The following is a 23,733-nucleotide window of genomic DNA, read 5'->3' on the forward strand; positions in this document are numbered from 1 at the left end:
TTTCCGCTGCGCGGGGCTGTGCTGCGCTTGCCTTTCCGCTGCGCGGGGCTGTGCTGCGCTTGCCTTTCCGCTGCGCGGGGCTGTGCTGCGCTTGCCTTTCCGCTGCGCGGGGCTGTGCTGCGCTTGCCTTTCCGCTGCGCGGGGCTGTGCTGCGCTTGCCTTTCCGCTGCGCGGGGCTGTGCTGCGCTTGCCTTTCCGCTGCGCGAGTGTGTTCCTTGTCTGACCTGCAGGTTTTCGCTTGGTCGCTTGCGCCGGTGGCTTCGGGAGGCGGGGCTTTGGGCTCTGTCGGGGTGTCGGTGGGGGCTGGGAGAATGGGGGTGTTGGACGGGAACGGATGAGGAGTTGACGCGGGTGCCCGAGGGGCATGTGGTGCATCGGTTGGCGGGGTTGAACGGGGAGCTGTTCGGGGGGCGGGTGGTGGGGGTTTCTTCGCCGCAGGGGCGCTTCGCGGAGGGCGCGGCGCTGTTGGACGGGCGGGTGTTGGACGTCGCGGAGGCGCACGGGAAGCACCTGTTCCTGGGGTTCGGGGACGATTGGCTGCACGTGCATCTGGGGTTGTACGGGAAGTACGAGTTCGGGGTGGGGGAGGCGCCGGCGCCGGTCGGGCAGGTGCGGTTGCGGATGGTGAACGAGGGCGGGTTCGCGGATCTGCGGGGGCCGACGGCGTGCGAGGTGATCACGCCGGGGGAGAAGGCGGCGTTGCACCGGCGGCTCGGGCCGGATCCGTTGCGGGCGGGGGAGGTCGGGGACGCGGCGTGGGAGCGGATCTCCCGGAGCGGGACGTCGGTGGCCGCGTTGTTGATGGACCAGAAGGTGCTGGCGGGTGTCGGCAACGTGTACCGCGCGGAGGTGCTGTTCCGGTTGGGGATCAGTCCGCACCGGGCGGGGCGGGAGCTGCGCCGGGCGGAGTGGGACGCGATCTGGTCGGAGTTGGTGGCGCTGATGCGGGAGGGGGTCGCGGCGGGGCGGATCGACACCGTCCGGCCTGAGCACACGCCGGAGGCGATGGGGCGGCCGCCGCGGGTGGACGACCACGGTGGTGAGGTGTACGTGTACCGGCGGCAGGACCAGCCGTGCCTGGTGTGCGAAACCCCGGTGCGGACGGAGGAGTTGGCGGCCCGGAACCTGTTCTGGTGCCCCCGCTGCCAGCAGTCCTGACGCTCTGTCACCAAAACGGGTCGCAGGGGAAGCCTTGACGGAAGGTTGACCGCTCCTTGGTCGAGGGCTCCGGAGCCCGCTCCTATTGTCGGGTTCATGTCCGCACAACCGTTCCGGGGCCCCCGTCCGACTCCGGCCCTTCCGGTCCTGCCGTACCGCAAACCCACCAAGGGTCGTGATTACTGGGTGCTGGACGACGTGCTGCCGGATCCGGACGCGGTGCGCGCCCGGCACCTGGCCCGTACCGACTGGGACGAGGGGTACCCGCACAAGCCGGAGTCGTGGCCGGGGCTGCGGGGGATGCCGGGCCTGGAGCCGGACGAGTTGGCGCACGTCGAGAAGCTGGTGCGGGAGACCGTCGGGGTGCCCAGGGTGTGGGCGCTCAGCGAGGCCGAGGGCGGCACCTTCAACCACAACTGCGTGCAGGTGGTGGGGGAGGGGGAGTGCGAGCCGCGTCCGCACACCGATTCGCGTTCGCTGTGCCGTTACGCGGCGGTGCTGTACCTCAACCCGAACGTGCCGAAGCGGTGCGGGACCAGTTTCTACCGGCAGAGCCTGCCGGGCGGCCGGCTCGGCGGGAACACCGTGGTCGCCCCGCACAACAACCTGGTGGACGCGCTCGGCACCCGTTTCGTCCCGCCGGACTCGTTCACCGAGGATCTGGCCGTCCCGCACCGCTACAACCGGCTGCTGCTGTACACCGCCAACCTGATGCACACCGCGACCGAGTACTACGGCACCACGCTGGACGAGAAGCGGATGACCTGCGTGTTCTTCTGGATGGCCTGACCCGCCGTCACCTCGCGGGGCGGGGTGATCTGCGACACCTCCGGAGGGGTCCGGTCTTGCCGCTGCGCCCGGGACGGTTCTACGGTGGACGGGCCGTGGTGTTCGGGAAGCCGGTGCACTGTGCTCGTCACAGGAGTCCGGAGCGGCCCTCGCCACTGTGATCGGGGAGTCGTCGGCTCCCACCTCGTGCCACTGGCCGTTCGCGGCCGGGAAGGCCGGGCGCCGACGCCGAACACCCCGTCAGCCAGGAGACCGGCCACGGCATCTCACGAAGTGATCCACGAGGTGCTGGAGCGTGATGCGCGGATGACCGCGTCCGATTCGACCATGCCCGGAAACGTCCCGGGCTCCCCTGTTCCTGCTTTCCGCTGGCGCCGCGAGGACACCTGGCGCACCGCCGGCCTGATGGCGGTGATCCTGGCCCTGCACGTGGCGGCGTTCGGGACGCTGCTGTTCCTGGTGGTGCCGGAGAAGTACCAGGTGGGTACCCAGGTGTTCGGTGTGGGCCTGGGCATCACCGCGTACACCCTGGGCATGCGGCACGCCTTCGACGCCGACCACATCGCGGTGATCGACAACACCACCCGCAAGCTGATGGCGGACGGCCGCCGGCCGGTCTCGGTGGGCTTCTGGTTCGCGCTTGGGCACTCCTCGATGGTGGTGCTGATGGCCGCGCTGGTGGCCGGCGGGGCCGCGCTGGCGGGCACGCTGATGGACGAGGGTTCGACGACCCATCAGGTGCTGGGCACCATCGGCACCACCGCCTCGGGGGCGTTCCTGTACCTGATCGCGGCGCTCAACCTGGTGGCCCTGCTGGGCATCCTGCGGGTGTTCCGGGCGATGCGGGCCGGCCAGTACGACGAGGCCGAGCTGGAGAAGCACCTGGATTCCCGGGGCTTCCTGGCCCGGGTGCTGAGCCGGGCGACCCGGTCGATCACCCGGCCCGGCCAGATGTTCCCGGTGGGCATGGTGCTGGGCCTGGGCTTCGACACCGCCACCGAGGTCACCCTGATGGTGATGGCGGGCTCGGGCGCGGCGTCCGGCCTGCCCTGGTACGCGATCGTCTGCCTGCCGCTGCTGTTCGCGGCCGGGATGAGCCTGTTCGACACCCTGGACGGCACGTTCATGAACTTCGCCTACCAGTGGGCGTTCTCCAACCCGGTCCGCAAGGTGTACTACAACCTGACCATCACGGGTCTGTCGATCGCGGTGGCCTTCGTGATCGGCACCATCGAGCTGGTCGCGGTGCTGCACGACAAGTTCGGCCTGGACGATCCGGTGTCCGGCTGGATCGCCGGACTCAGCCTGGACAACGTGGGCTTCGTGATCGTCGGCCTGTTCGTGGTGGTGTGGGCGGCGGCGATCGGCTACTGGCGGATCGCCCGACGGTCCAAGGCGTTCTCCGGAGTCGGAGCCACATGACCCGAAGCAGGGTGGCAGGGCGTCAACTGGCGGCCAGGATCAGCGTTCCGGCCACGGCCAGCCCGGCGCCGACCACCTGTACCCGCAGCAGTCGCTCCTTGAGCAGGCCGCGCGCCATCAGCGCCGTCACCACGGGGTAGAGCGAGGCCAGTGCCGCCGCCACCGCGACCGAGCCCAGGTGGGTGGCGGCGGCGTACAGGCCGTTCGCGGTCACGTCCGCGACGCCGACGGCGGTCAGCGAGGGCAACGAGCGGGCCGCGCCGCGCAGTTCGAGCGGCTCCCGGCGGGCGGCGGCGGCCAGCATGCCGATGCCGACGACGGCGTTGGTCAGTCGTTGCACGCACAGCGTCAGCAGCAGTCCGCCGCCGGCGCTGGCGTGCGCGATCAGGGCGAGCACCGCGCCGAACGCGAGCGCGGCGGAGAGGGTGAGGACGAGCACCTGGCGGCTCACGGCCGGTCCGCCGCGCTGCGGGCCGCCCGCCAGCACGACCCCGGCGATCGCCACCAGGATCCCCAGCCCCTGGACGACGCCCGGCCGCTCGCCGAGGAACAGGCCGACCCCGATCGGCACCAGGACGCCGACGGTGGCCAGCGGCGAGACCACGCCCATCGGTCCGAGGGCGAGGGCCCGGTAGAACGCGAGCAGGGCGAACGGCCCGAGCACGCCGGCCGCGACGGCGTACCGGAGCGCGGGCCCGGCGTCCGCCCAGCCGCCGGTGGCGGTGACGGCCACCGCGAGGACCAGGGCGGCCGCGGTCTGCGAGAGCACCACGACGCCGAGCGCGGGCAGTCGGCGGGTGATCGTGCCGCCGCCGTAGTCGGCGACGCCCCAGAGCAGGCTGGCGAGCAGGGCGAGAGCGGCGCTCATGAGGCCGGGAGCGCGTCGGGTCGGGGCAGCATGGTGGACTCCGCAGTACAGTCGGTGGACCTGTCGTGCGGTCGCAGCATAGTTCACCCCCCTGAACCGACCCAACCAATATATTGGACTCAAGCGTGCCGGAACCCGATCTCGTCACCCAGGCCCTCGCCCGCAACCTCAAGCGGCTGCGCACCGAACGCGGCCACACCCTGGACGCCCTCGCGGCCCGCTCCGGCGTCAGCCGCGGCATGGTGGTCCAGATCGAGCAGGCCCGCACCAACCCCAGCGTCGGCACCGTGGTCCGCCTCGCCGACGCCCTCGGCGTCTCGATCGCCCGTCTGCTCGACTACGACGAGACCTCGGTGGTGCGGATCGTCCCCGCCGAGGAGGCGGTGCGGCTGTGGAGCGGCCCGGACGGCGGCAGCGGCGTCCTGCTGAACGGCATCGAGGCCCCCGGCCCGCTGGAGCTGTGGAACTGGCACCTGCGACCCGGCGAGACCCACGCCTCCGACCCGCACCCGGCCGGCACCGTCGAGATCGCCCGGATCGACGAGGGCGAACTCACCCTGGTGCTCGACGGCCGCGCCCACCGCGTCCCGGCCGGCTCCACCGCCTCCTACGAGGCCGGCACCGCCCACAGCTACCGCAACGAGGGCGACGTCGACTGCCGCCTCACCCTGGTGGTCTCCGTCCCCCCGCCGGCCGGCAGATGAGCCCGGCCGGTACGTGAGCAGGCCGATCGGGGCATCGGCATGGGCGAAGGGCCCCGGGAGACTCCCGGGGCCCTTCGCCCGCCGGCTGTCAGAGGCCGTACCTGCGGCGGTACAGCTCCACCCGGCCCGCAGTGTCCAGCAGGCGGGCCTTGCCGGTGTAGAACGGGTGGCTCGCGGAGGACGTCTCGACGTCCACCACCGGGTACGTCCGCCCGTCCGTCCACTCGACCGTCCGACCGCTCGACGCGGTGGAGCGGGTCAGGAGCGACAGGCCGCCCGTCTTGTCCCGGAACACCACCGGACGGTACTCGGGGTGCACTCCCTGCTTCATCTGCTCCTCCTTCTGCAAGCCCTCGAACTGCTCAATTCCGTTGAACGTCAACGGGTTTCGCGGAACTCCACGTGCCGCCCGGCCACCGGGTCGAACTTCCGCAGCACGATCCGGTCCGGGTTGGTCCGGCGGTTCTTGCGGGTCACGTAGCTGAAGCCCGTGCCCGCCGTGGACCGGAGCGTGATCACCGGTCGCAGCTCGCTGCGCGCCATCTCGAACCTCCCAATCCCGGCAACGATTGCCGTTTTCATGTGGCCACAACACGGCCCCGCCCCTCGGCATTCCCGCCCACCGATCGGGCCCGTCCCGACGGGCGGCCCCCCGGACCCGTTCGTAGGCTCGGAGACATGTCCGACGCGCACGCCGCCCGACGCGAACGCCTCCGCGAGTACTGCAGCGCCTCCGGGGCCGACGCCGCGCTGATCACGCGCGCCGCGAACGTCCGCTACCTCACCGGCTGCCCGCCGTGCGGCGCCGCGCTGCTGCTCACCCGCGAGCGGGCGGTGCTCGCGCTGCCGGAGGACGTGCCGCCCGAGGAGGCGGTGGAGCGCGAGGTGGACGAGGAGGTCACCCGGCTGCCGGTGCCCGCCGAGACCGACGCCGCGGTCGCCGCCGCCGAGGCCGCGGCCCGGCTGCGGGTGGCGGACCTCGCCGTCGAGGAGCACGACCTGACGGTCGACCGGCACCGCGCCGTCGGCCGGCTGGCCGCCCCGGCCCGGCTGCTCGACCTGGACCGGGCAGTGGAGCGGCTGCGGGTGGTCAAGGACGAGCACGAGCTCGCCGACCTGCGGATCGCCGCCGAGATCGCCGACCAGGCGCTCGGCGAGCTGCTCGAATCGATCCTGGTCGGCCGCACCGAACGCCACCTGGCGATGGAGCTGGAGCGCCGGATGATCGACCACGGCGCCGACCGGGCCGCCTTCCCGGTCTCCGTGGGCACCGGCAGCCACTCCGGCCTGGAGCGCCACCAGCCCACCGACCGCCGGGTCGAGGAGGGCGACTTCCTCACCGTCGCCCTGGGCGCGCAGTACCGCGGCTACGGCATCTCCACCGCCCGCACCTTCGTGATCGGCGCGGCCCCGGCCGCCTGGCAGGTCGAGCTGCACCGCCTGGTGTTCCGGGCCCAGCGGGCCGGTCGGGAGGCGCTCGGGCCGGGCGTCGAGCAGCACGTCCCGGACGACGCGGCCCGCTCGATCCTGCAGGCCGCGGGCCACGCCGAGCACGCCGTCCACCCGCTGGGACACGGCATCGGCCTGGAGATCAGGGAGGCTCCGCGCCTGGGCCCCGCCGACATGGGTAAACTGGACAATCGCGTGCCGGTCACCGTCGGTCCAGGAGTGCATCTCCCGGGTCGCGGCGGAGTCCGGATCGAGGACACGCTCGTGGTGCGGCCTCCCGAGGAGGGCGGGCCCGAGCTGCTCACCATCACCACCAAGGAGCTCCTCGCGCTGTAGTCCCACGGGCTTCGGCGGCGCACTGCTTGGTGTTCTTTGACAGCGGACATATCAGGAGTAAGTGCGCCCGTGGCTACCACGAACGATCTCAAGAACGGCATGGTCCTCAAGCTGGACGGCGGCAAGCTCTGGTCCGTCGTCGAGTTCCAGCACGTCAAGCCCGGCAAGGGCCCGGCCTTCGTTCGCACCAAGCTGAAGGAGGTCCTCACCGGCAAGGTCGTCGAGAAGACCTTCAACGCGGGCATCAAGGTCGAGACCGCCAACGTCGACAAGCGGACGATGCAGTACTCGTACCGCGACGGCGAGACCTTCATCTTCATGGACATGGACACCTACGACCAGGTCCCGGTCGACGCCGCCACCGTCGGCGACGCCGCCAAGTACCTGCTCGAGGGCTTCGAGGCCCTGGTCGCGCAGAACGAGGGCGTCCCGCTGTACATCGAGCTCCCCGCCGCGGTCGAGCTGGTCATCTCCGAGACCGAGCCGGGCCTGCAGGGCGACCGCTCCACCGGTGGCACCAAGCCCGCCACCCTGGAGACCGGCGCCGAGATCCAGGTGCCGCTGTTCGTCACCACCGGCGAGAAGGTCAAGGTCGACACCCGCGACGGCAGCTACCTCGGCCGGGTCAAGTAATCGTGGCCTCTGCTCGCACCAAGGCCCGCACCCGGGCCTTCCAGATCCTGTTCGAGGCGGACCACCGCGGCGTGTCCCCCGAGCGGGTGCTCGCCGACTGGGTGGCGCGCTCGCGCGACCCCCGTCCGGACGAGGGCATTCCGCAGGTCGCGGAGTACACCATGCAGCTGGTCGAGGGCTACGCGCAGCACGCGCGCACCATCGACGACCTGATCTCCACCTACGCGGTGGGCTGGACGCTCGACCGGATGCCGATCGCGGACCGCAACGTCCTGAGGCTCGGCACGTACGAGCTGATCTGGGAGGACGGCACCCCCGACGCGGTCGTCCTGGACGAGGCCGTCGAGATCGCCAAGGAGTACTCCACGGACGAGTCGCCGGCCTTCGTGAACGGTCTGCTCGCCCGGTTCCTGGAGCTCAAGCCGACCATTCGTCGCTGAGCCCGCAGTGCCCCTCGAAGGCCGTCGGACCTGTTGGTCCGGCGGCCTTCGCGCGTAAGCTACCGGCAAGTAATGAGTTTCGCGCCTGCGCAGAAGGGCCTCAGCCATGCCGGAGACCACCAGCGAGTTCGACCGGGGCATCGCGCTCACCCCGCACCCCGACGAGCCCGGCCGCTACGACGGCGAACTCGGCGACGGCTGGCAGATCGGCGGCGGCGTCAACGGCGGGCTGCTGCTCGCCTTCGCCGCGCACGCCCTCGCCCTGGAGGCCGGGCCCGGCCACCCGCACCCGCTGACCGTCAGCGGCACCTACGTCTCGCCGTCCCGCCCCGGGCCGGCCACCGTCCGCACCGAGATCATGCGCCGCGGCCGCACCCTGGCCACCGGCAGCGCGATCCTCTCCCAGGGCGGCGAGGAGCGGCTGCGGGTCACCGCCGCCTTCACCGACCTCGCCGCCCTCGACGGCGAGGTCGCCACCACCGCCGTGCCGCCCGTGCTGCCCGCCCCCGAACAGTGCATCGGGATCGAGCACGCGCCCAAGGAACTCATCTCCCAGGCCGCCCTGTTGCAGCGGATGGACCTGCGCCTCGACCCGGCCACCGTCGGCTGGGCGCTCGGCCAACCGTCCAAGGAGGGCCGCATCCAGGGCTGGTTCAAGCTGGCCGACGGCCGCCCCGCCGACCCGCTGTCGCTGCTGCTCACCGCCGACGCGCTGCCCCCGGTCACCTTCGACCTGGGCCGCCCCGGCTGGGCCCCCACCATCGAACTGACCGTCCACCTGCGCGCCCTGCCCGCGGACGGCTGGCTGCGGGTCTCGCACGCCACCCGCAACGTGGCCGGCGGCTACTTCGAGGAGGACTGCGAGATCTGGGACGAGGACGGCCGCCTGGTCGCCCAGTCCCGCCAGCTCGCCAAGACCCCGCGGCAGGCCCGTTCCTGACGGTCGGTTGCAGAGTTGTGACAGCCCGTGTGTGTGGGACGGGTGCGGATGGGGAGAAGTGGGGCAGCAGTTGCTCGACCGAGATCCCCGGGAGCCACCGATGTCCAGGAACAGCCGCCGGCCGCGCCGTTGCGGTGCCGAGCCCTCGCGCCGCAGCGACGAGGCCTTCGTCACCGGGATCCTGACCGACGAGGCCGACTTCGCCCGGGCGCGGGAGTGGCAGCTCACCGACGCGCCGGACTACGACACCTACCTGCGGGAGGCCGCCGGGCTGCTGGCCGAGGCGGTCGACGGGTACGCGACCGTCCGGGCCCGGATGTTCCACCCGGACGACTTCGCGGACTACTGCCTGCTGCACGGCGTCGACCCCGGCGAGCAGGCCGCCCGGGACGGCTACCTGGTCAACCCGCCGCTGCAGACCCAGCTGGTCACCTACCGCGGCGAGGACCTGGCCGACTTCGTGCCGCGCCTGGTCCGGGCCCGCGAGGGCGGTCTGACGCTGCGCCACGCCGACCTGGTGATGGACGGCGCGCTGTGCGAGGCGGAGCTGGCCGCCGCCGACCCGCGGGTGCGCTGGACGTACCAGCAGGCCTCCGAGGTGTTCCGCCGGGTGCTGGTCGGCGCCGGCTGCGGCGCGTACGAGTTCCGGGTCGCGGTGGACGCCCCCGGCGGGCCGTTGGAGGCGCACGCCCGGGTGCTGCACTGGGAGGACGGCGCGGTCCGGATCCACGACGAGGACCTCGACCTGATCACCGCGGTGCTCTGCGCGGGCCTGTACGGCGAACTGCCGGGCGTCGCGGTGCTGCACGGGACGCAGGGCTCCGGCGCGGTGTGCGGCGAGTACCGGCAGGTCGCCTGGGCCTGGCGCAGCACCGGCTTCGACTGGTCGCCGGCCGAGCTCGCGGTGGACGGCGTCCCGGCCGGTCCGGGGTTCAGTCTCGGCACCGTGGTCTGAGCACGCGACAGCGGGGCGGGCCGCCGGAGAACCGGCCGCCCGCCCCGCTGTGACGTTTCTTCAGAACTTTTCGGAGCGCGCAGGCTCAGCTCGCGTCGTCCTCGCGGACGGCGCGCCGCGCGTCCGGGTTCAGCACGCCCCAGCTGATCAGCTGCTCGGTGAGGATCGAGGGGGACTGGTCGTAGATCACGGCCAGCGTGCGCAGGTCGTCCTGGCGGATCGAGAGCACCTTGCCGTTGTAGTCGCCGCGCTGCGACTGGATGGTCGCGGCGTAGCGCTGCAGCGGGCCGGCCTTCTCGGACGGGACCTGGGTCAGGCGCTCCAGGTCGAGCACCAGGCGCGGCGGCGGCTCGGCCGCGCCGCCCGGGGTGCCGCCGGGCAGCAGCTCCTGCACCGGGACGCCGTAGAACTCGGACAGCTCGGCGAGGCGCTGCACCGTGACGGCGCGGTCGCCGCGCTCGTAGGAGCCGACGACGACAGCCTTCCAGCGACCCTGGGACTTCTCCTCGACGCCGTGCAGGGAGAGACCCTGCTGAGTGCGGATCGCCCGGAGCTTGGCCCCGAGCTGCTTCGCGTAGTCGCTGGACATGGATCTCCCCGGACGAGATTGCGCGTGCGCTGAAATGGGAGTGACGAGCGCCCGCGACGGGGCACCTTCGTAACTCACTGTGAGGTTACGTAGAGTGAGGGTGGCGCGTCAAGCCGAATGGGGCACTCGTGCGAACGCGTGTCGAACGGGCCGAGATCAGCGCACTGCTACGATGAGCGAAGTTCTGGCTGCGGCCGGAAACCCCTTTAGACATCCTTTAAGACCCGTCCCGTGAGGCGGGGAAGGAGGTCCGCTTCGGCATGACCACTCCCAGTTCTGCTCCGCGCGCCCCGCACCAGGTGCTGGACGCCACCGACGTCGCCCGGGTCGTCACCCGGATCGCCCACGAGATCGTGGAACGCGCCAAGGGCGCCGAGGACGTCGTGCTGCTCGGCATCCACACCCGCGGCGTCCACCTGGCCCGCCGGCTGCGCGCCAAGCTCACCCAGATCACCGGCCGGGAGATCCCGTTCGGCACGCTGGACATCACCATGTACCGGGACGACCTGCGGCTTAAGCCCGCCCGGGCCCTGGAGCACACCGAGATCCCCGCCGACGGCATCGACGGCAAGCTGGTGATCCTGGTCGACGACGTGCTGTTCTCCGGCCGCACCATCCGGGCCGCCCTCGACGCGCTGGGCGACATCGGCCGCCCGCGCGCCGTGCAGCTCGCCGTGCTGGTCGACCGCGGACACCGCGAACTCCCGATCCGCGCCGACTACGTGGGCAAGAACCTGCCCACTTCGCTGCGCGAGGCCGTGCAGGTCCAGCTCTCCGAGACCGACGGCCGCGACGCCGTCCTGCTCGGCGACCGCGACTACGCCGCGCGCTCCTCCCAGGCCCTTGCCGCCGATCCCCAGCTCCCGGAGTAAACCCGCGTGAAGCGCCACCTCGTCTCCGCCGCCGACCTCAGCCGCGACGACGCGCTGCTGATCCTGGACACCGCCGAGGAGCTCGCCCAGCTCTCCGGTCGGGCCGTCAAGAAGCTCCCCACGCTGCGCGGCCGCACCGTCGTCAACCTGTTCTTCGAGGACTCCACCCGCACCAAGACCTCCTTCGAGGTCGCCGAGAAGCGGCTGTCCGCGGACGTCATCAACTTCTCCGCCAAGGGCTCCTCGGTCTCCAAGGGCGAAAGCCTCAAGGACACCGCGCTGACCCTCCAGGCGATGGGCGCCGACGCCGTGGTGATCCGTCACCACGCCTCCGGCGCGGCCGCCCGGCTGGCCGGCTCCGACTGGCTGCACGGCAGCGTCATCAACGCCGGCGACGGCACCCACGAACACCCCACCCAGGCGCTGCTGGACGCGTTCACCATGCGCCGCCACCTCAACCCGGGCCTCGGCCGCGACCTGGCCGGCCGGAAGATCGCCATCGTCGGCGACATCCTGCACAGCCGGGTCGCCCGCTCCAACGTGCACCTGCTGACCACGCTCGGCGCGGAGGTCACCTTCGTCGCCCCGCCGACGCTGCTGCCGATCGGCATCGACACCTGGCCCTGCCAGGTCTCCTACGACCTGGACGCGGTCCTGCCGAAGGTCGACGCCGTGATGATGCTGCGGGTGCAGCGCGAGCGGATGAACGCCGCCTTCTTCCCCACCGAGCGCGAGTACTCGCGCCGCTACGGCCTGGACGGGCTGCGCCTCGCCACCATGCCGGAGCACGCCATCGTGATGCACCCCGGGCCGATGGTCCGCGGCATGGAGATCACCGCCGACGTCGCCGACTCGCCGCGCTGCACCGTGGTCGAGCAGGTCGCCAACGGCGTCTCGGTCCGCATGGCCGTCCTGTACCTGCTGCTCGGCGGCGCGGTTTTCGCCGACGGCTCAGCCGACTCCGCCCGCACCACCGACACCCCGGAGGCCGCCCAGTGACCACCTACCTGATCCGCAACGCCCAGATCCTCGGCGGCGCCCCGCAGGACATCCACCTGGCCGACGGCGTGTTCGCCGCGATCGGCGAGCAGCTCGACGTCCAGGCGGACATCGAGATCGACGCCACCGGCCTGGTCGCCCTGCCCGGCCTGGTCGACCTGCACACCCACCTGCGCGAGCCCGGCCGCGAGGACGCCGAGACGGTGCTGACCGGCACCCAGGCCGCCGCGATGGGCGGCTACACCGCGGTGCACGCGATGGCCAACACCTTCCCGGTCGCCGACACCGCCGGCGTGGTCGAGCAGGTCTGGCGGCTCGGCCAGGAGTACGGCTACTGCGACGTGCAGCCGGTCGGCGCCGTCACCGTCGGCCTGGAGGGCAAGCAGCTCGCCGAGCTCGGCGCGATGCACGACTCCGCCGCCGGGGTGCGGGTGTTCTCCGACGACGGCAAGTGCGTCGACGACGCGGTGATCATGCGCCGCGCGCTGGAGTACGTGAAGGCCTTCGACGGCGTCGTCGCCCAGCACGCCCAGGAGCCGCGGCTGACCGCCGGCGCCCAGATGAACGAGGGCCTGGTCTCCGGCGAGCTCGGCCTCGGCGGCTGGCCCGCCGTCGCCGAGGAGTCGATCATCGCCCGGGACGTGCTGCTGGCCGCGCACGTCGGCTCCCGGGTGCACATCTGCCACCTGTCCACGGCCGGCTCGGTGGAGATCGTCCGCTGGGCCAAGGGCAAGGGCTGGAACGTCACCGCCGAGGTCACCCCGCACCACCTGCTGCTCACCGACGAACTCGTCCGCAGCTACGACCCGGTGTACAAGGTCAACCCGCCGCTGCGCACCGCCGCGGACGTGGAGGCGCTGCGCGGCGCGCTGGCCGACGGCACCATCGACGCCGTCGCCACCGACCACGCCCCGCACCCGTCGGAGGACAAGGACTGCGAGTGGGCGGTCGCCGCGATGGGCATGGTCGGCCTGGAGACCGCGCTGTCGGTCGTCCAGCAGACCATGGTCGAGACCGGCCTGCTGAACTGGGAGGGCGTCGCGGACCGGATGTCGCACCGCCCGGCGCGGATCGGCCGGCTGGCCGGCCACGGGCGTCCGGTCTCGGTGGGCGAGCCCGCCAACCTGGTGCTCTTCGATCCCGCGTACCGTGGAGTCGTGAACCCCGACACCTTCGCCACGCGCTCCCGCAACAGCCCCTACAAGGGCATGGACCTGCCCGGACGGGTGCACGCCACCTTCCTGCGCGGCGAGGCCACCGTCCTCGCGGGCGAACTGGTCGAGCGCTGATGCTGCTCGCCACCGAGAAGGGCCGGGTGACCGACTGGCCCGGGTACATCGGTGCGACGGTCGGCCTGCTGATCCTGGTCGCGCTGGTCTACTGGCTGATGCGGCAGGGCTGGAACTGGCGGCGCACCCTCCAGTCCGACCTGCCGGAACTGCCCGCCGCGCCCGAGCAGCCGGGTGAGGCCCTGCTGGCCGGCCCCGGCCGGTACCACGGCTCCACCAGCGCCGGGAACTGGCTGGACCGGGTCGTCGCCCACGACCTGGGCACCCGCAGCCTGGCCGAGCTGACCCTCACCGAACAGGGCCTGCTGGCCCGCCGCCCCGGCGCGGCCGACCTGTGGATCCCCGCCGGCGCCCTCACCGGCGCCCGCACCGACTCCGGCATCGCCGGCAAGGTGGTCCCCTCGGGCCTGCTGGTGGTCGGCTGGACGCACGGGGACAGCGAACTGGAAAGCGGTTTCCGGTTGGATTCCGCAGCCGAGCACGACGCCTGGGTCGAGGCCGTCGGGGCACTGGTAACACGTACGAGCACGAAGAAGACGGAAGAGGCCGCGACATGACCGCACCTGCCCCCACCACGCAGCGCACCAGGCGGGAGCGAGTGCCCGCCGTGCTCGTCCTGGAGGACGGCCGGACGTTCCGCGGCCAGGCCTACGGCGCGATCGGCGAGACCTTCGGCGAGGCGGTCTTCAACACCGGCATGTCCGGCTACCAGGAGACCCTGACCGACCCGTCGTACCACCGCCAGGTGGTCGTGATGACGGCCCCGCAGATCGGCAACACCGGCTGGAACGACGAGGACGACGAGTCGCAGCAGATCTGGGTCGCCGGCTACGTCGTCCGCGACCCCTCCCGGGTCGCCTCCAACTGGCGCTCCCGGCGCTCGCTGGACGAGGAGCTGGAGCGCCAGGGCGTGGTCGGCATCAGCGGGATCGACACCCGCGCGCTGACCCGCCACCTGCGCGAGCGCGGCGCGATGCGGGTCGGCATCTTCTCCGGCCCGGCCGCGGACGACCCGGCGGCGCTGCTCGCCAAGGTGCAGCAGGCCCCGGAGATGAAGGGCGCCGACCTGTGCGCCGAGGTCGCCACCAAGGAGGCCTACGTCGTCCCCGCGATCGGTGCGAAGAAGTTCACCGTCGCCGCCGTCGACCTCGGCATCAAGGGCATGACGCCGCACCGGATGGCCGAGCGCGGCATCGAGGTGCACGTGCTGCCCGCCAACTCCACCGCCGAGGACATCTACGCCGTCCAGCCCGACGGCGTGTTCTTCTCCAACGGTCCGGGCGACCCGGCCACCGCCGACCGCCAGGTCGAGGTGCTGCGCGAGGTGCTGGCGAAGAAGACCCCGTTCTTCGGCATCTGCTTCGGCAACCAGATCCTCGGCCGGGCCCTCGGGTTCGGCACCTACAAGCTCAAGTACGGCCACCGCGGCATCAACCAGCCGGTGCAGGACCGCACCACCGGCAAGGTCGAGGTGACCGCCCACAACCACGGCTTCGCCGTGAACGCGCCGCTGGACAAGGTGAGCGACACCCCCTTCGGGCGGGTCGAGGTCTCCCACGTCTGCCTCAACGACGACGTGGTCGAGGGCCTGCAGGCACTCGACATCCCCGCCTTCAGCGTGCAGTACCACCCCGAAGCGGCAGCCGGCCCGCACGACGCCGCCTACCTCTTCGACCGTTTCGTCGAGCTCATGCGAGACGACAATCAGCACAGCGTGAGCATTATGGAGGCCCAGCGTGCCTAAGCGCACCGACATCAAGTCCGTCCTGGTGATCGGCTCCGGCCCCATCGTCATCGGCCAGGCGGCGGAGTTCGACTACTCGGGTACGCAGGCCTGCCGGGTCCTCAAGTCGGAGGGGCTGCGGGTCATCCTGGTCAACTCCAACCCGGCGACCATCATGACCGACCCGGAGATCGCCGACGCCACCTACGTCGAGCCGATCACCCCGGAGTTCGTCGAGAAGATCATCGCCAAGGAGCGCCCCGACGCGCTGCTGCCGACCCTGGGCGGCCAGACCGCGCTGAACACCGCGATCTCCCTGCACAAGGCCGGCACCCTCGACAAGTACGACGTCGAGCTGATCGGCGCCGACGTCGAGGCGATCAACAAGGGCGAGGACCGCGAGCTGTTCAAGGGCGTGGTCGAGGCCGTCAACGCCAAGATCGGCCACGGCGAGTCCGCCCGCTCGGTGATCTGCCACTCGATGGAGGACGTGCTCGCCGGCGTCGACACCCTCGGCGGCTACCCGGTCGTCGTGCGCCCGTCCTTCACCATGGGCGGCGCCGGCTCCGGCTTCGCGCACGACGAGGAGGACCTGCGCCGGATCGCCGGCCAGGGCCTGACCCTCTCGCCGACCACCGAGGTGCTCCTGGAGGAGTCCATCCTCGGCTGGAAGGAGTACGAGCTGGAGCTGATGCGCGACAAGAACGACAACGTCGTCGTGGTCTGCTCGATCGAGAACTTCGACCCGATGGGCGTGCACACCGGTGACTCGATCACCGTCGCCCCGGCGATGACCCTCACCGACCGCGAGTACCAGATCCTGCGCGACATCGGCATCGCCGTGATCCGCGAGGTCGGCGTCGACACTGGTGGCTGCAACATCCAGTTCGCGGTCGACCCGGTCGACGGCCGGGTCATCGTCATCGAGATGAACCCGCGCGTCTCGCGCTCCTCCGCGCTGGCCTCCAAGGCGACCGGCTTCCCGATCGCCAAGATCGCCGCCAAGCTGGCCGTCGGCTACACGCTGGACGAGATCCCCAACGACATCACCGAGCAGACCCCGGCCTCCTTCGAGCCGACCCTGGACTACGTGGTCGTCAAGGTGCCCCGGTTCGCGTTCGAGAAGTTCCCGTCCGCCGACGCCACGCTGACCACCACCATGAAGTCGGTCGGCGAGGCCATGGCGATGGGCCGCAACTTCCCCGAGGCGCTGAACAAGGCGCTGCGCTCGCTGGAGAAGAAGGGCTCGCAGTTCACCTTCGTCGGCGAGCCGGGTGACAAGGACGAGCTGCTGGCGAAGGCCGTCGTCCCGACCGACGGCCGGATCAACACCGTCATGCAGGCGATCCGGGCCGGCGCCACCCCCGCGGAGGTGTTCGACGCCACCAGGATCGACCCGTGGTTCGTCGACCAGCTCTTCCTGATCCACGAGATCGCCGTCGAGCTCGGCGAGGGCGACAAGCTCGACCCGGAGCTGCTGCGCCACGCCAAGCGGCACGGCTTCTCCGACCAGCAGATCGGCGAGATCCGCGGCCTGAAGCCCGACGTGGTCCGCGAGGTGCGGCACGCGCTCGGCATCCGCCCGGTGTTCAAGACCGTCGACACCTGCGCCGCCGAGTTCGCCGCGAAGACCCCGTACTTCTACTCGTCCTACGACGAGGAGAACGAGGTCGCGCCGCGCACCAAGCCCGCCGTGATCATCCTGGGCTCCGGCCCGAACCGGATCGGCCAGGGCATCGAGTTCGACTACTCCTGCGTGCACGCCTCCTTCGCGCTGGCCGACGCCGGGTACGAGACCGTGATGGTCAACTGCAACCCGGAGACCGTCTCCACCGACTACGACACCTCCGACCGGCTGTACTTCGAGCCGCTCACCCTGGAGGACGTGCTGGAGATCGTCCACGCCGAGCAGCAGGCCGGCCCGCTGGCCGGCGTCATCGTGCAGCTCGGCGGCCAGACCCCGCTGGGCCTGGCGCAGTCGCTCAAGGACAACGGCGTGCCGGTGGTCGGCACCTCGCCCGAGGCGATCCACCTCGCCGAGGAGCGCGGCGCGTTCGGCCGGGTGCTGAAGGACGCGGGCCTGCCCGCGCCCAAGCACGGCACCGCCTTCTCCTTCGACGAGGCCAAGGCCATCGCCGACGAGATCGGCTACCCCGTGCTGGCCCGCCCGTCCTACGTGCTCGGCGGCCGCGGCATGGAGATCGTCTACGACGAGGCCTCGCTCGCGTCCTACCTGGAGCGGCACGCCGGTCTGATCTCCGAGCACCCGGTGCTGATCGACCGCTTCCTGGACGACGCGGTCGAGATCGACGTGGACGCCCTGTACGACGGCGAGGAGCTGTACCTCGGCGGCGTCATGGAGCACATCGAGGAGGCCGGCATCCACTCCGGCGACTCCGCGTGCGCGCTGCCGCCGATCACCCTCGGCGGGTACGACATCAAGCGCCTGCGGGCCGCCACCGAGGGCATCGCCAAGGGCGTCGGGGTGCGCGGTCTGATCAACATCCAGTTCGCGCTGTCCGGCGACATCCTGTACGTGCTGGAGGCCAACCCGCGCGCCTCCCGCACCGTGCCGTTCACCTCCAAGGCGACCGCCGTGCCGCTGGCCAAGGCCGCCGCCCGGATCTCGCTCGGCGCCACCGTCGCCGAGCTGCGCGCCGAGGGCATGCTGCCCCGGGAGGGCGACGGCGGCACGCTGCCCGCCGACGCGCCGATCTCCGTCAAGGAGGCCGTGATGCCGTGGTCGCGCTTCCGCGACGTGCACGGCCGCGGCGTCGACACCGTGCTCGGCCCGGAGATGCGCTCCACCGGCGAGGTCATGGGCATCGACCGGGTCTTCGGCACCGCCTACGCGAAGTCCCAGACCGGCGCGTACGGCGCCCTGCCCACCAGCGGCAAGGTGTTCGTCTCGGTCGCCAACCGCGACAAGCGCAACCTGGTCTTCCCGGCCCGTGCGCTGGTCGAGCTCGGCTTCGAACTGCTCGCCACCACTGGCACCGCCGAGGTGCTGCAGCGGGCCGGCATCCCCGCCACCGTGGTGCGCAAGCACTCCGAGGGCGAGGGCGCGGGCGGCGAGAAGACCGTCGTCCAGCTGATCCACGAGGGCGCCATCGACCTCATCATCAACACCCCGTACGGCACCGGCGGCCGGATGGACGGCTACGAGATCCGCACCGCCGCGGTCTCCCGCGGCGTCCCCTGCCTGACCACCGTGCAGGCGATGGGCGCGGCCGTGCAGGGCATCGACGCGCTGCTGCGCGGCGAGGTCGGCGTGATGTCGCTGCAGGAGCACGCGGCGCTGATCAACTCCGGCCGCAACTAGGTCGACAACCGTGGGGGGCACACCGCACGTCGGGTGCCCCCCACGTCCATGCCCGAGCCCAGCCGTCGGAGGCCTTTGGTGTACAAGCTGCTGTTCAACCTGCTGTTCAAGAAGATGGACCCGGAGAAGGCCCACCACCTGGCGTTCTTCTGGATCCGGCTGGCCCACTCGGTGCCCGGCCTGCGCTCGCTGGTGCGGGCCGTCCTCGCCCCGCGCGACCCGAAGCTGCGCACCGCCGCGCTCGGCCTGGACCTGCCCGGCCCGTTCGGCCTCGGCGCGGGCTTCGACAAGAACGGCATCGGCATCGACGGCCTGTCGATGCTCGGCTTCGACTACGTCGAGATCGGCACCGTCACCGGCGAGGCCCAGCCCGGCAACCCCGCGCCGCGGCTGTTCCGCCTGGTCGAGGACCGGGCGCTGATCAACCGGATGGGCTTCAACAACCAGGGCTCCGCCCGGGTCGCCGCCCGCCTCGCCGCCCGCGCGCACACCAGCAACACCCCGGTGATCGGCGTCAACATCGGCAAGACCAAGGTCGTCCCCGAGGACGAGGCCACCGCCGACTACCTGAAGTCCGCCAAGGCGCTGGCGCCGTACGCCGACTACCTGGTCGTCAACGTCTCCTCCCCGAACACCCCGGGCCTGCGCAACCTGCAGGCCGTGCAGGTGCTCGGCCCGCTGCTGTGGGACGTCCGCAAGGCCGCCGACGAGGTGACGACGCACCACGTGCCGCTGCTGGTGAAGATCGCCCCCGACCTCGCCGACGAGGACATCGACGAGATCGCCGACATGGCGCTGCACCTCGGCCTGGACGGCATCATCGCCACCAACACCACCATCGGCCGCGAGGGCCTGCGGACGCCTGCCGCGCGGATCGAGGAGATCGGCATGGGCGGCCTGTCCGGCGCCCCGCTGAAGGCCCGCTCGCTGGAGGTGCTGGAGCGGCTCCGCAAGCGCACCGAGGGCCGCCTGACGATCGTCTCGGTCGGCGGCATCGAGACCGCCGAGGACGCCTGGCAGCGCATCCTGGCCGGCGCCGACCTGGTCCAGGGCTACTCCGCGTTCATCTACGAAGGCCCGTTCTGGATGCGCAAGCTCCACAAGGGCCTGTCCGCCCGCCTGCGCGCCGCCGGCTACGCCTCGATCGGCGAGGCGGTCGGCAAGGGCATCCGCTAGATCCCGTCCGGACGGCGACCACATTCTTGAGACTGAGGAAAGACACCGATGACTGACACCACGCCGTTCGGCACCCGCCTGCGGACCGCCCTCGACACCCGCGGCCAGCTCTGCGTCGGCATCGACCCGCACGGCTCGCTGCTCACCGCCTGGGGCCTGAACGACGACCTGGCGGGCCTGGAGAGCTTCTCGCGGACCGTGGTGGAGGCGCTGGCCGACCGGGTCGCCGTGCTGAAGCCGCAGTCGGCGTTCTTCGAGCGGTTCGGCAGCCGCGGCATCGCGGTGCTGGAGCGCACCGTCGCCGAGGCCCGGGAGGCCGGCGCGCTGGTGCTGATGGACGCCAAGCGCGGCGACATCGGCTCCACCATGGCCGCCTACGCGGAGACCTTCCTGTCGCCGGACAGCCCGCTGTTCTCCGACGCGCTCACCGTCAGCCCGTACCTGGGCTTCGGTTCGCTGCAGCCGGCCGTCGACCTGGCGCACCGCAACGGCTGCGGCCTGTTCGCGCTGGCGCTCACCTCCAACCCCGAGGGCCACGAGGTGCAGCGGGCGGTCGGCGCGGACGGCGAGAGCGTCGCGCAGGCCGTGCTGCGGCGGCTCGCGGCGGAGAACTCCGGTGCGGCGCCGCTGGGTTCGTTCGGCGCGGTGGTCGGCGCGACGCTCGCCGACGCGGGCGTGGACCTGGCGATCAACGGCCCGCTGCTGGCCCCCGGCGTGGGCGCGCAGGGCGCCACCGCGCAGGACCTGCCGCGGGTGTTCGGCGACCAGGTGCGCAACGTGGTGCCCAGTGTGAGCCGTGACGTGCTGAAGCACGGACCGTCGGTGGCGGCGCTGCGACAGGCCGCGCAGGTGTTCGTCGATGATGTGAGGGCCGTCACAAACGCGTGAGCCGAGGGTGGCCAACTCGGCTGATTTGCCCGGATAAGTCCCGGGTCAGCACCTGCTGACCTGGACTTTTCGTGTTCTTTTCCTGACGCGGCGGCCCAAGTTGGGTAGTGTCCGGCGGTAGGACGCCAGTTGGCGGTGGTTCCGGCCACCGTCGCAGGTCAGAGCCTGTGGCGTCCGGGCACAACCCAGTCATGGCTCATCCCTTCCATCCACACCTGAGGTGAACGGCGTGGCTCTTCCGCCCCTTACTCCCGAACAGCGCACCGCCGCGCTCGCCAAGGCCGCCGAGGCTCGCCGGAAGCGTGCCGACGTCAAGAACCGGCTGAAGCACTCGGGCGCCTCGCTGCACGACGTCATCAAGGCCGGCAAGTCCGACGACGAGGTCATCGGCAAGATGAAGGTCTCCGCTCTGCTGGAGTCCCTGCCGGGTGTCGGCAAGGTCCGCGCCAAGCAGATCATGGAGCGCCTCGGCATCTCCGAGAGCCGTCGTGTGCGGGGCCTCGGTACGAACCAGATCGCCTCCCTGGAGCGGGAGTTCGGCGGCGCCACCTCCTGAACGGAGGCCGGTGTCGGAGAAACCTCCGCGATCCGGGATAATCGGTACATGAGTGAGCGTCCGCGGCTGACCGTGCTCTCCGGCCCCTCCGGGGTCGGCAAGAGCACGGTCGTCGCTCATATGAGGAAGCAGTTCCCCGAGGTCTGGCTGTCGGTGTCGGCGACGACCCGTCACCCGCGCCCGGGCGAGCGCGACGGAGTGCAGTACCACTTCGTCGACAACGAGCAGTTCGACAAGCTGGTCGCCAACGGCGAACTGCTGGAGTGGGCGGTGTTCGCCGGCAACCGGTACGGGACCCCGCGCCAGGCGGTCGTCGAGAAGCTCGACAAGGGCGAGCCGGTGCTGCTGGAGATCGACCTCCAGGGCGCCCGGCAGGTCAAGGAGTCGATGCCCGAGGCCCAGCTGGTCTTCCTGGCCCCGCCGAGCTGGGAGGAGCTGGTGCGCCGGCTCACCGGCCGCGGCACCGAGTCGCAGGACGTCATCGACGAGCGGCTGGCGGCGGCCCGGATCGAGCTGGCCGCCGAGGCGGAGTTCGACACGACGCTTGTCAACACCTCCGTCGAGCAGGTAGCGGCCGAACTGCTAGCCTTGCTCGGTGTAGCCTGACCGGATCGGCTGCATCCAGCCAATCCATGAAAACCACTTCGGAAGGTTCAGCGTGTCCTCTTCGATGACCGCGCCCGAGGGCATCATCAACCCGCCGATCGACGAGCTGCTCGAGGCCACCGACTCCAAGTACAGCCTGGTGATCTACGCGGCCAAGCGGGCCCGCCAGATCAACGCGTACTACTCCCAGCTCGGCGAGGGCCTGCTGGAGTACGTCGGCCCGCTGGTCGACACCCACGTGCACGAGAAGCCGCTGTCGATCGCGCTCCGCGAGATCAACGCCGGCCTGCTCACCGCCGAGGCGGTCGAGGGCGTCTGAGCCCCCGCGTCCCGTTCGAAGGCCCGTCCGACGCCCTGTGCGTCGGGCGGGCCTTCGGCATGGGCGGGCCGGTACGGGGGTGCGCGGGCCTGCGGCCGACTGCGCAGGCTCGTGCGGCCGGACGCGGGCGGGCTGGTGCGGGTCCGGAGGCGGGCGGGCTCGTGCGCGCCCGGAAGCGGGTGGGCATGTGCGCGTCGACACGTCGCAGCGGTCCGGCGGCGGGTCGTAAGGTGGGCGGGTTGACCCGTCGTTAGGAGAATCGACCGCCATGACCGCGCCCCGTGTCGTCCTCGGTGTCAGCGGCGGGATCGCCGCCTACAAGGCCTGCGAACTGCTGCGCCGGTTCACCGAGTCCGGGCACCAGGTGCAGGTGGTGCCGACCGCCGCCGCGCTGCACTTCGTCGGCGAGGCGACCTGGGCGGCGCTGTCCGGCCGGCCCGCCGCCACCGAGACGTGGGAGCGGGTGCACGAGGTCCCGCACGTGCGGATCGGGCAGCAGGCCGACCTGGTGGTGGTCGCCCCGGCCACCGCGGACCTGCTCGCCAAGGCCGCGCACGGCCTCGCCGACGACCTGCTCACCAACACCCTGCTGACCGCCCGCTGCCCGGTGGTGTTCGCGCCCGCCATGCACACCGAGATGTGGGAGCACCCCGCCACCCAGGAGAACGTGGCCACGCTGCGCCGCCGCGGCGCGATCGTCATCGAGCCCGCCGTGGGCCGGCTGACCGGCGTGGACACCGGCAAGGGCCGGCTGCCCGACCCGGGCGAGATCTTCGCCGCCTGCCGGCGGGTGCTGGCCCGCGGTTCGCTGGAGCAGGACCTGACGGGCCGTCACGTGGTGGTCTCGGCGGGCGGCACCCGGGAGCCGCTGGACCCGGTGCGCTTCCTCGGCAACCGCTCGTCCGGCAAGCAGGGCTACGCGCTGGCCGCCACCGCCGCCGCCCGCGGCGCCCGGGTCACCCTGGTCGCCGCGAACACCGCGCTGCCCGACCCGGCGGGGGTGGACGTGGTCCGGGTCGGCACCGCCCTGCAGCTGCGCGACGCCGTGCTGAAGGCCACGGCCGAGGCCGACGCGGTGGTGATGGCCGCCGCGGTCGCCGACTTCCGGCCCGCCGAGTACGCCACCGGCAAGATCAAGAAGGTGGACGGGGTCGAGCCCGCGCCGATCGTGCTGGTCCGCAACCCCGACATCCTGGCCGAGATCTCCGCCGACCGGGCCCGCCCCGGGCAGCTCGTGGTCGGCTTCGCCGCCGAGACCGACGACGTGCTCGCCAACGGCCGCGCCAAGCTCGCCCGCAAGGGCTGCGACCTGCTGGTGGTCAACGAGGTCGGCGACGGCAAGGCGTTCGGCCAGGACACCAACAGCGCCGTGCTCCTCGGCGCCGACGGCTCGGAGGTCCACATTGCGGACGGTCCGAAGGAGATGCTGGCCGACGCGATCTGGGACCAGGTCGCCGCCCGGCTGGCCGACCCGGCCGACCGGTCGGCCGGCTGAGCCCCCAACGTCCGGCGCAGTCCCGGCAGTTGGGTCCGGCTCGGGGTGTTCCGGCAATGTTTCCGCCGGTTTCACCCCGATGTGATCCATCTCGCGGACACGTTCAAGGCGCACGGAGAGTGTCCGTGATCGGTAGCCGACCGTTACACTCCACAGCAGGAATCAAGTCTTTCCGGATGCCTCGGGACTTCCGAGCGCATTCAGT

25 protein-coding genes and 1 riboswitch are annotated in these 23,733 nt (G+C 71.6%); of the genes, 21 read left to right on the forward strand and 4 right to left on the reverse strand.

Annotated features, from left to right (window positions below; translation table 11 throughout):
- Positions 1–351: 351 nt before the first annotated feature.
- The 3 genes from CG736_RS05825 (at position 352) to CG736_RS05835 (ending at position 3,369) form a co-directional block, all read left to right on the forward strand.
- On the forward strand, positions 352–1,158 hold the full coding sequence (locus CG736_RS05825) for an Fpg/Nei family DNA glycosylase (RefSeq protein WP_100585098.1): 807 nt from the start codon (positions 352–354) through the stop codon (positions 1,156–1,158).
- 96 nt (positions 1,159–1,254) lie between these two features.
- Positions 1,255–1,947, forward strand: coding sequence for a DUF6445 family protein (locus tag CG736_RS05830; RefSeq protein WP_100585099.1), 693 nt, complete (start codon positions 1,255–1,257; stop codon positions 1,945–1,947).
- 79 nt (positions 1,948–2,026) lie between these two features.
- Positions 2,027–2,223, forward strand: a riboswitch (cobalamin riboswitch).
- Positions 2,221–3,369, forward strand: coding sequence for a HoxN/HupN/NixA family nickel/cobalt transporter (locus CG736_RS05835; protein ID WP_369879888.1), 1,149 nt, complete (start codon positions 2,221–2,223; stop codon positions 3,367–3,369). It overlaps the preceding riboswitch by 3 nt.
- A 22-nt stretch (positions 3,370–3,391) precedes the next feature.
- Here CG736_RS05835 and CG736_RS05840 read toward each other — a convergent pair whose 3' ends face one another.
- Complete coding sequence (locus CG736_RS05840) at positions 3,392–4,237, reverse strand: DMT family transporter (protein WP_100585100.1); 846 nt, start codon at positions 4,235–4,237, stop codon at positions 3,392–3,394.
- A 125-nt stretch (positions 4,238–4,362) separates the two neighbouring features.
- Between CG736_RS05840 and CG736_RS05845 the strand changes: the two genes are divergently transcribed.
- Positions 4,363–4,941: a helix-turn-helix transcriptional regulator gene (locus tag CG736_RS05845; protein ID WP_100585101.1), complete on the forward strand. Its 579-nt coding sequence runs from the start codon at positions 4,363–4,365 to the stop codon at positions 4,939–4,941.
- Between the two features lie 88 nt (positions 4,942–5,029).
- Here CG736_RS05845 and CG736_RS05850 read toward each other — a convergent pair whose 3' ends face one another.
- Both CG736_RS05850 and rpmG read right to left on the reverse strand, forming a co-directional pair.
- A complete protein-coding gene (locus tag CG736_RS05850) occupies positions 5,030–5,272 on the reverse strand; it encodes a type B 50S ribosomal protein L31 (protein ID WP_100585593.1) in 243 nt (80 codons plus the stop codon).
- Between the two features lie 47 nt (positions 5,273–5,319).
- Positions 5,320–5,484 (reverse strand): 50S ribosomal protein L33, encoded by a 165-nt coding sequence (gene rpmG, locus CG736_RS05855; protein ID WP_100585102.1) that lies wholly within the window; start codon positions 5,482–5,484, stop codon positions 5,320–5,322.
- Positions 5,485–5,619: 135 nt separating this feature from the next.
- Here rpmG and CG736_RS05860 point away from each other — a divergent pair, with 135 nt between their 5' ends.
- The 5 genes from CG736_RS05860 (at position 5,620) to CG736_RS05880 (ending at position 9,694) form a co-directional block, all read left to right on the forward strand.
- Complete coding sequence (locus CG736_RS05860) at positions 5,620–6,726, forward strand: aminopeptidase P family protein (RefSeq protein ID WP_100585103.1); 1,107 nt, start codon at positions 5,620–5,622, stop codon at positions 6,724–6,726.
- 69 nt (positions 6,727–6,795) lie between these two features.
- Positions 6,796–7,359: an elongation factor P gene (gene efp, locus CG736_RS05865; protein ID WP_043908517.1), complete on the forward strand. Its 564-nt coding sequence runs from the start codon at positions 6,796–6,798 to the stop codon at positions 7,357–7,359.
- A 2-nt stretch (positions 7,360–7,361) separates the two neighbouring features.
- Positions 7,362–7,799, forward strand: coding sequence for a transcription antitermination factor NusB (gene nusB / locus CG736_RS05870; protein ID WP_043908514.1), 438 nt, complete (start codon positions 7,362–7,364; stop codon positions 7,797–7,799).
- Between the two features lie 106 nt (positions 7,800–7,905).
- Entirely contained in the window at positions 7,906–8,739 is an 834-nt protein-coding gene (locus CG736_RS05875) for a thioesterase family protein (protein ID WP_100585104.1), read from the forward strand.
- A 100-nt stretch (positions 8,740–8,839) separates the two neighbouring features.
- A complete protein-coding gene (locus CG736_RS05880; protein WP_100585105.1) occupies positions 8,840–9,694 on the forward strand; it encodes a hypothetical protein in 855 nt (284 codons plus the stop codon).
- Between the two features lie 85 nt (positions 9,695–9,779).
- Here the strand turns inward: CG736_RS05880 and CG736_RS05885 are convergent, their stop codons facing one another.
- Positions 9,780–10,283: a transcriptional regulator gene (locus CG736_RS05885; RefSeq protein WP_043908507.1), complete on the reverse strand. Its 504-nt coding sequence runs from the start codon at positions 10,281–10,283 to the stop codon at positions 9,780–9,782.
- A gap of 260 nt (positions 10,284–10,543) precedes the next feature.
- Here CG736_RS05885 and pyrR point away from each other — a divergent pair, with 260 nt between their 5' ends.
- From pyrR to coaBC, 12 genes are all read left to right on the forward strand, one after another.
- On the forward strand, positions 10,544–11,155 hold the full coding sequence (gene pyrR, locus CG736_RS05890; RefSeq protein WP_073816829.1) for a bifunctional pyr operon transcriptional regulator/uracil phosphoribosyltransferase PyrR: 612 nt from the start codon (positions 10,544–10,546) through the stop codon (positions 11,153–11,155).
- Between the two features lie 6 nt (positions 11,156–11,161).
- Entirely contained in the window at positions 11,162–12,154 is a 993-nt protein-coding gene (locus tag CG736_RS05895) for an aspartate carbamoyltransferase catalytic subunit (RefSeq protein ID WP_100585106.1), read from the forward strand.
- Positions 12,151–13,443 carry a dihydroorotase gene (locus tag CG736_RS05900; RefSeq protein ID WP_100585107.1) on the forward strand — a complete coding sequence of 431 codons (1,293 nt, stop codon included), beginning with the start codon at positions 12,151–12,153 and terminating at the stop codon, positions 13,441–13,443. The genes CG736_RS05895 and CG736_RS05900 overlap by 4 nt, the downstream gene beginning before the upstream one ends.
- Positions 13,443–14,000: a hypothetical protein gene (locus CG736_RS05905; RefSeq protein ID WP_043908500.1), complete on the forward strand. Its 558-nt coding sequence runs from the start codon at positions 13,443–13,445 to the stop codon at positions 13,998–14,000. The genes CG736_RS05900 and CG736_RS05905 overlap by 1 nt, the downstream gene beginning before the upstream one ends.
- Positions 13,997–15,187, forward strand: coding sequence for a glutamine-hydrolyzing carbamoyl-phosphate synthase small subunit (gene carA / locus CG736_RS05910; protein WP_100585108.1), 1,191 nt, complete (start codon positions 13,997–13,999; stop codon positions 15,185–15,187). Before CG736_RS05905 ends, carA begins: the two co-directional genes overlap by 4 nt.
- Entirely contained in the window at positions 15,180–18,488 is a 3,309-nt protein-coding gene (carB, locus tag CG736_RS05915; protein ID WP_100585109.1) for a carbamoyl-phosphate synthase large subunit, read from the forward strand. Before carA ends, carB begins: the two co-directional genes overlap by 8 nt.
- A gap of 78 nt (positions 18,489–18,566) precedes the next feature.
- Positions 18,567–19,664 (forward strand): quinone-dependent dihydroorotate dehydrogenase, encoded by a 1,098-nt coding sequence (locus tag CG736_RS05920; protein ID WP_100585110.1) that lies wholly within the window; start codon positions 18,567–18,569, stop codon positions 19,662–19,664.
- 48 nt (positions 19,665–19,712) lie between these two features.
- Positions 19,713–20,552 carry an orotidine-5'-phosphate decarboxylase gene (gene pyrF, locus CG736_RS05925; RefSeq protein ID WP_100585111.1) on the forward strand — a complete coding sequence of 280 codons (840 nt, stop codon included), beginning with the start codon at positions 19,713–19,715 and terminating at the stop codon, positions 20,550–20,552.
- Between the two features lie 229 nt (positions 20,553–20,781).
- A complete protein-coding gene (gene mihF, locus CG736_RS05930) occupies positions 20,782–21,108 on the forward strand; it encodes an integration host factor, actinobacterial type (RefSeq protein ID WP_043908492.1) in 327 nt (108 codons plus the stop codon).
- 48 nt (positions 21,109–21,156) lie between these two features.
- Positions 21,157–21,714: a guanylate kinase gene (gmk, locus tag CG736_RS05935; RefSeq protein WP_043908490.1), complete on the forward strand. Its 558-nt coding sequence runs from the start codon at positions 21,157–21,159 to the stop codon at positions 21,712–21,714.
- Between the two features lie 52 nt (positions 21,715–21,766).
- Positions 21,767–22,033, forward strand: coding sequence for a DNA-directed RNA polymerase subunit omega (gene rpoZ / locus CG736_RS05940; RefSeq protein WP_033258145.1), 267 nt, complete (start codon positions 21,767–21,769; stop codon positions 22,031–22,033).
- A 268-nt stretch (positions 22,034–22,301) separates the two neighbouring features.
- Positions 22,302–23,528 (forward strand): bifunctional phosphopantothenoylcysteine decarboxylase/phosphopantothenate--cysteine ligase CoaBC, encoded by a 1,227-nt coding sequence (gene coaBC / locus CG736_RS05945; protein ID WP_100585112.1) that lies wholly within the window; start codon positions 22,302–22,304, stop codon positions 23,526–23,528.
- Positions 23,529–23,733: the final 205 nt, after the last annotated feature.

This window comes from Kitasatospora sp. CB02891 (genome assembly GCF_002803145.1).
In the GTDB taxonomy this organism is placed as follows: domain Bacteria; phylum Actinomycetota; class Actinomycetes; order Streptomycetales; family Streptomycetaceae; genus Kitasatospora; species Kitasatospora griseola.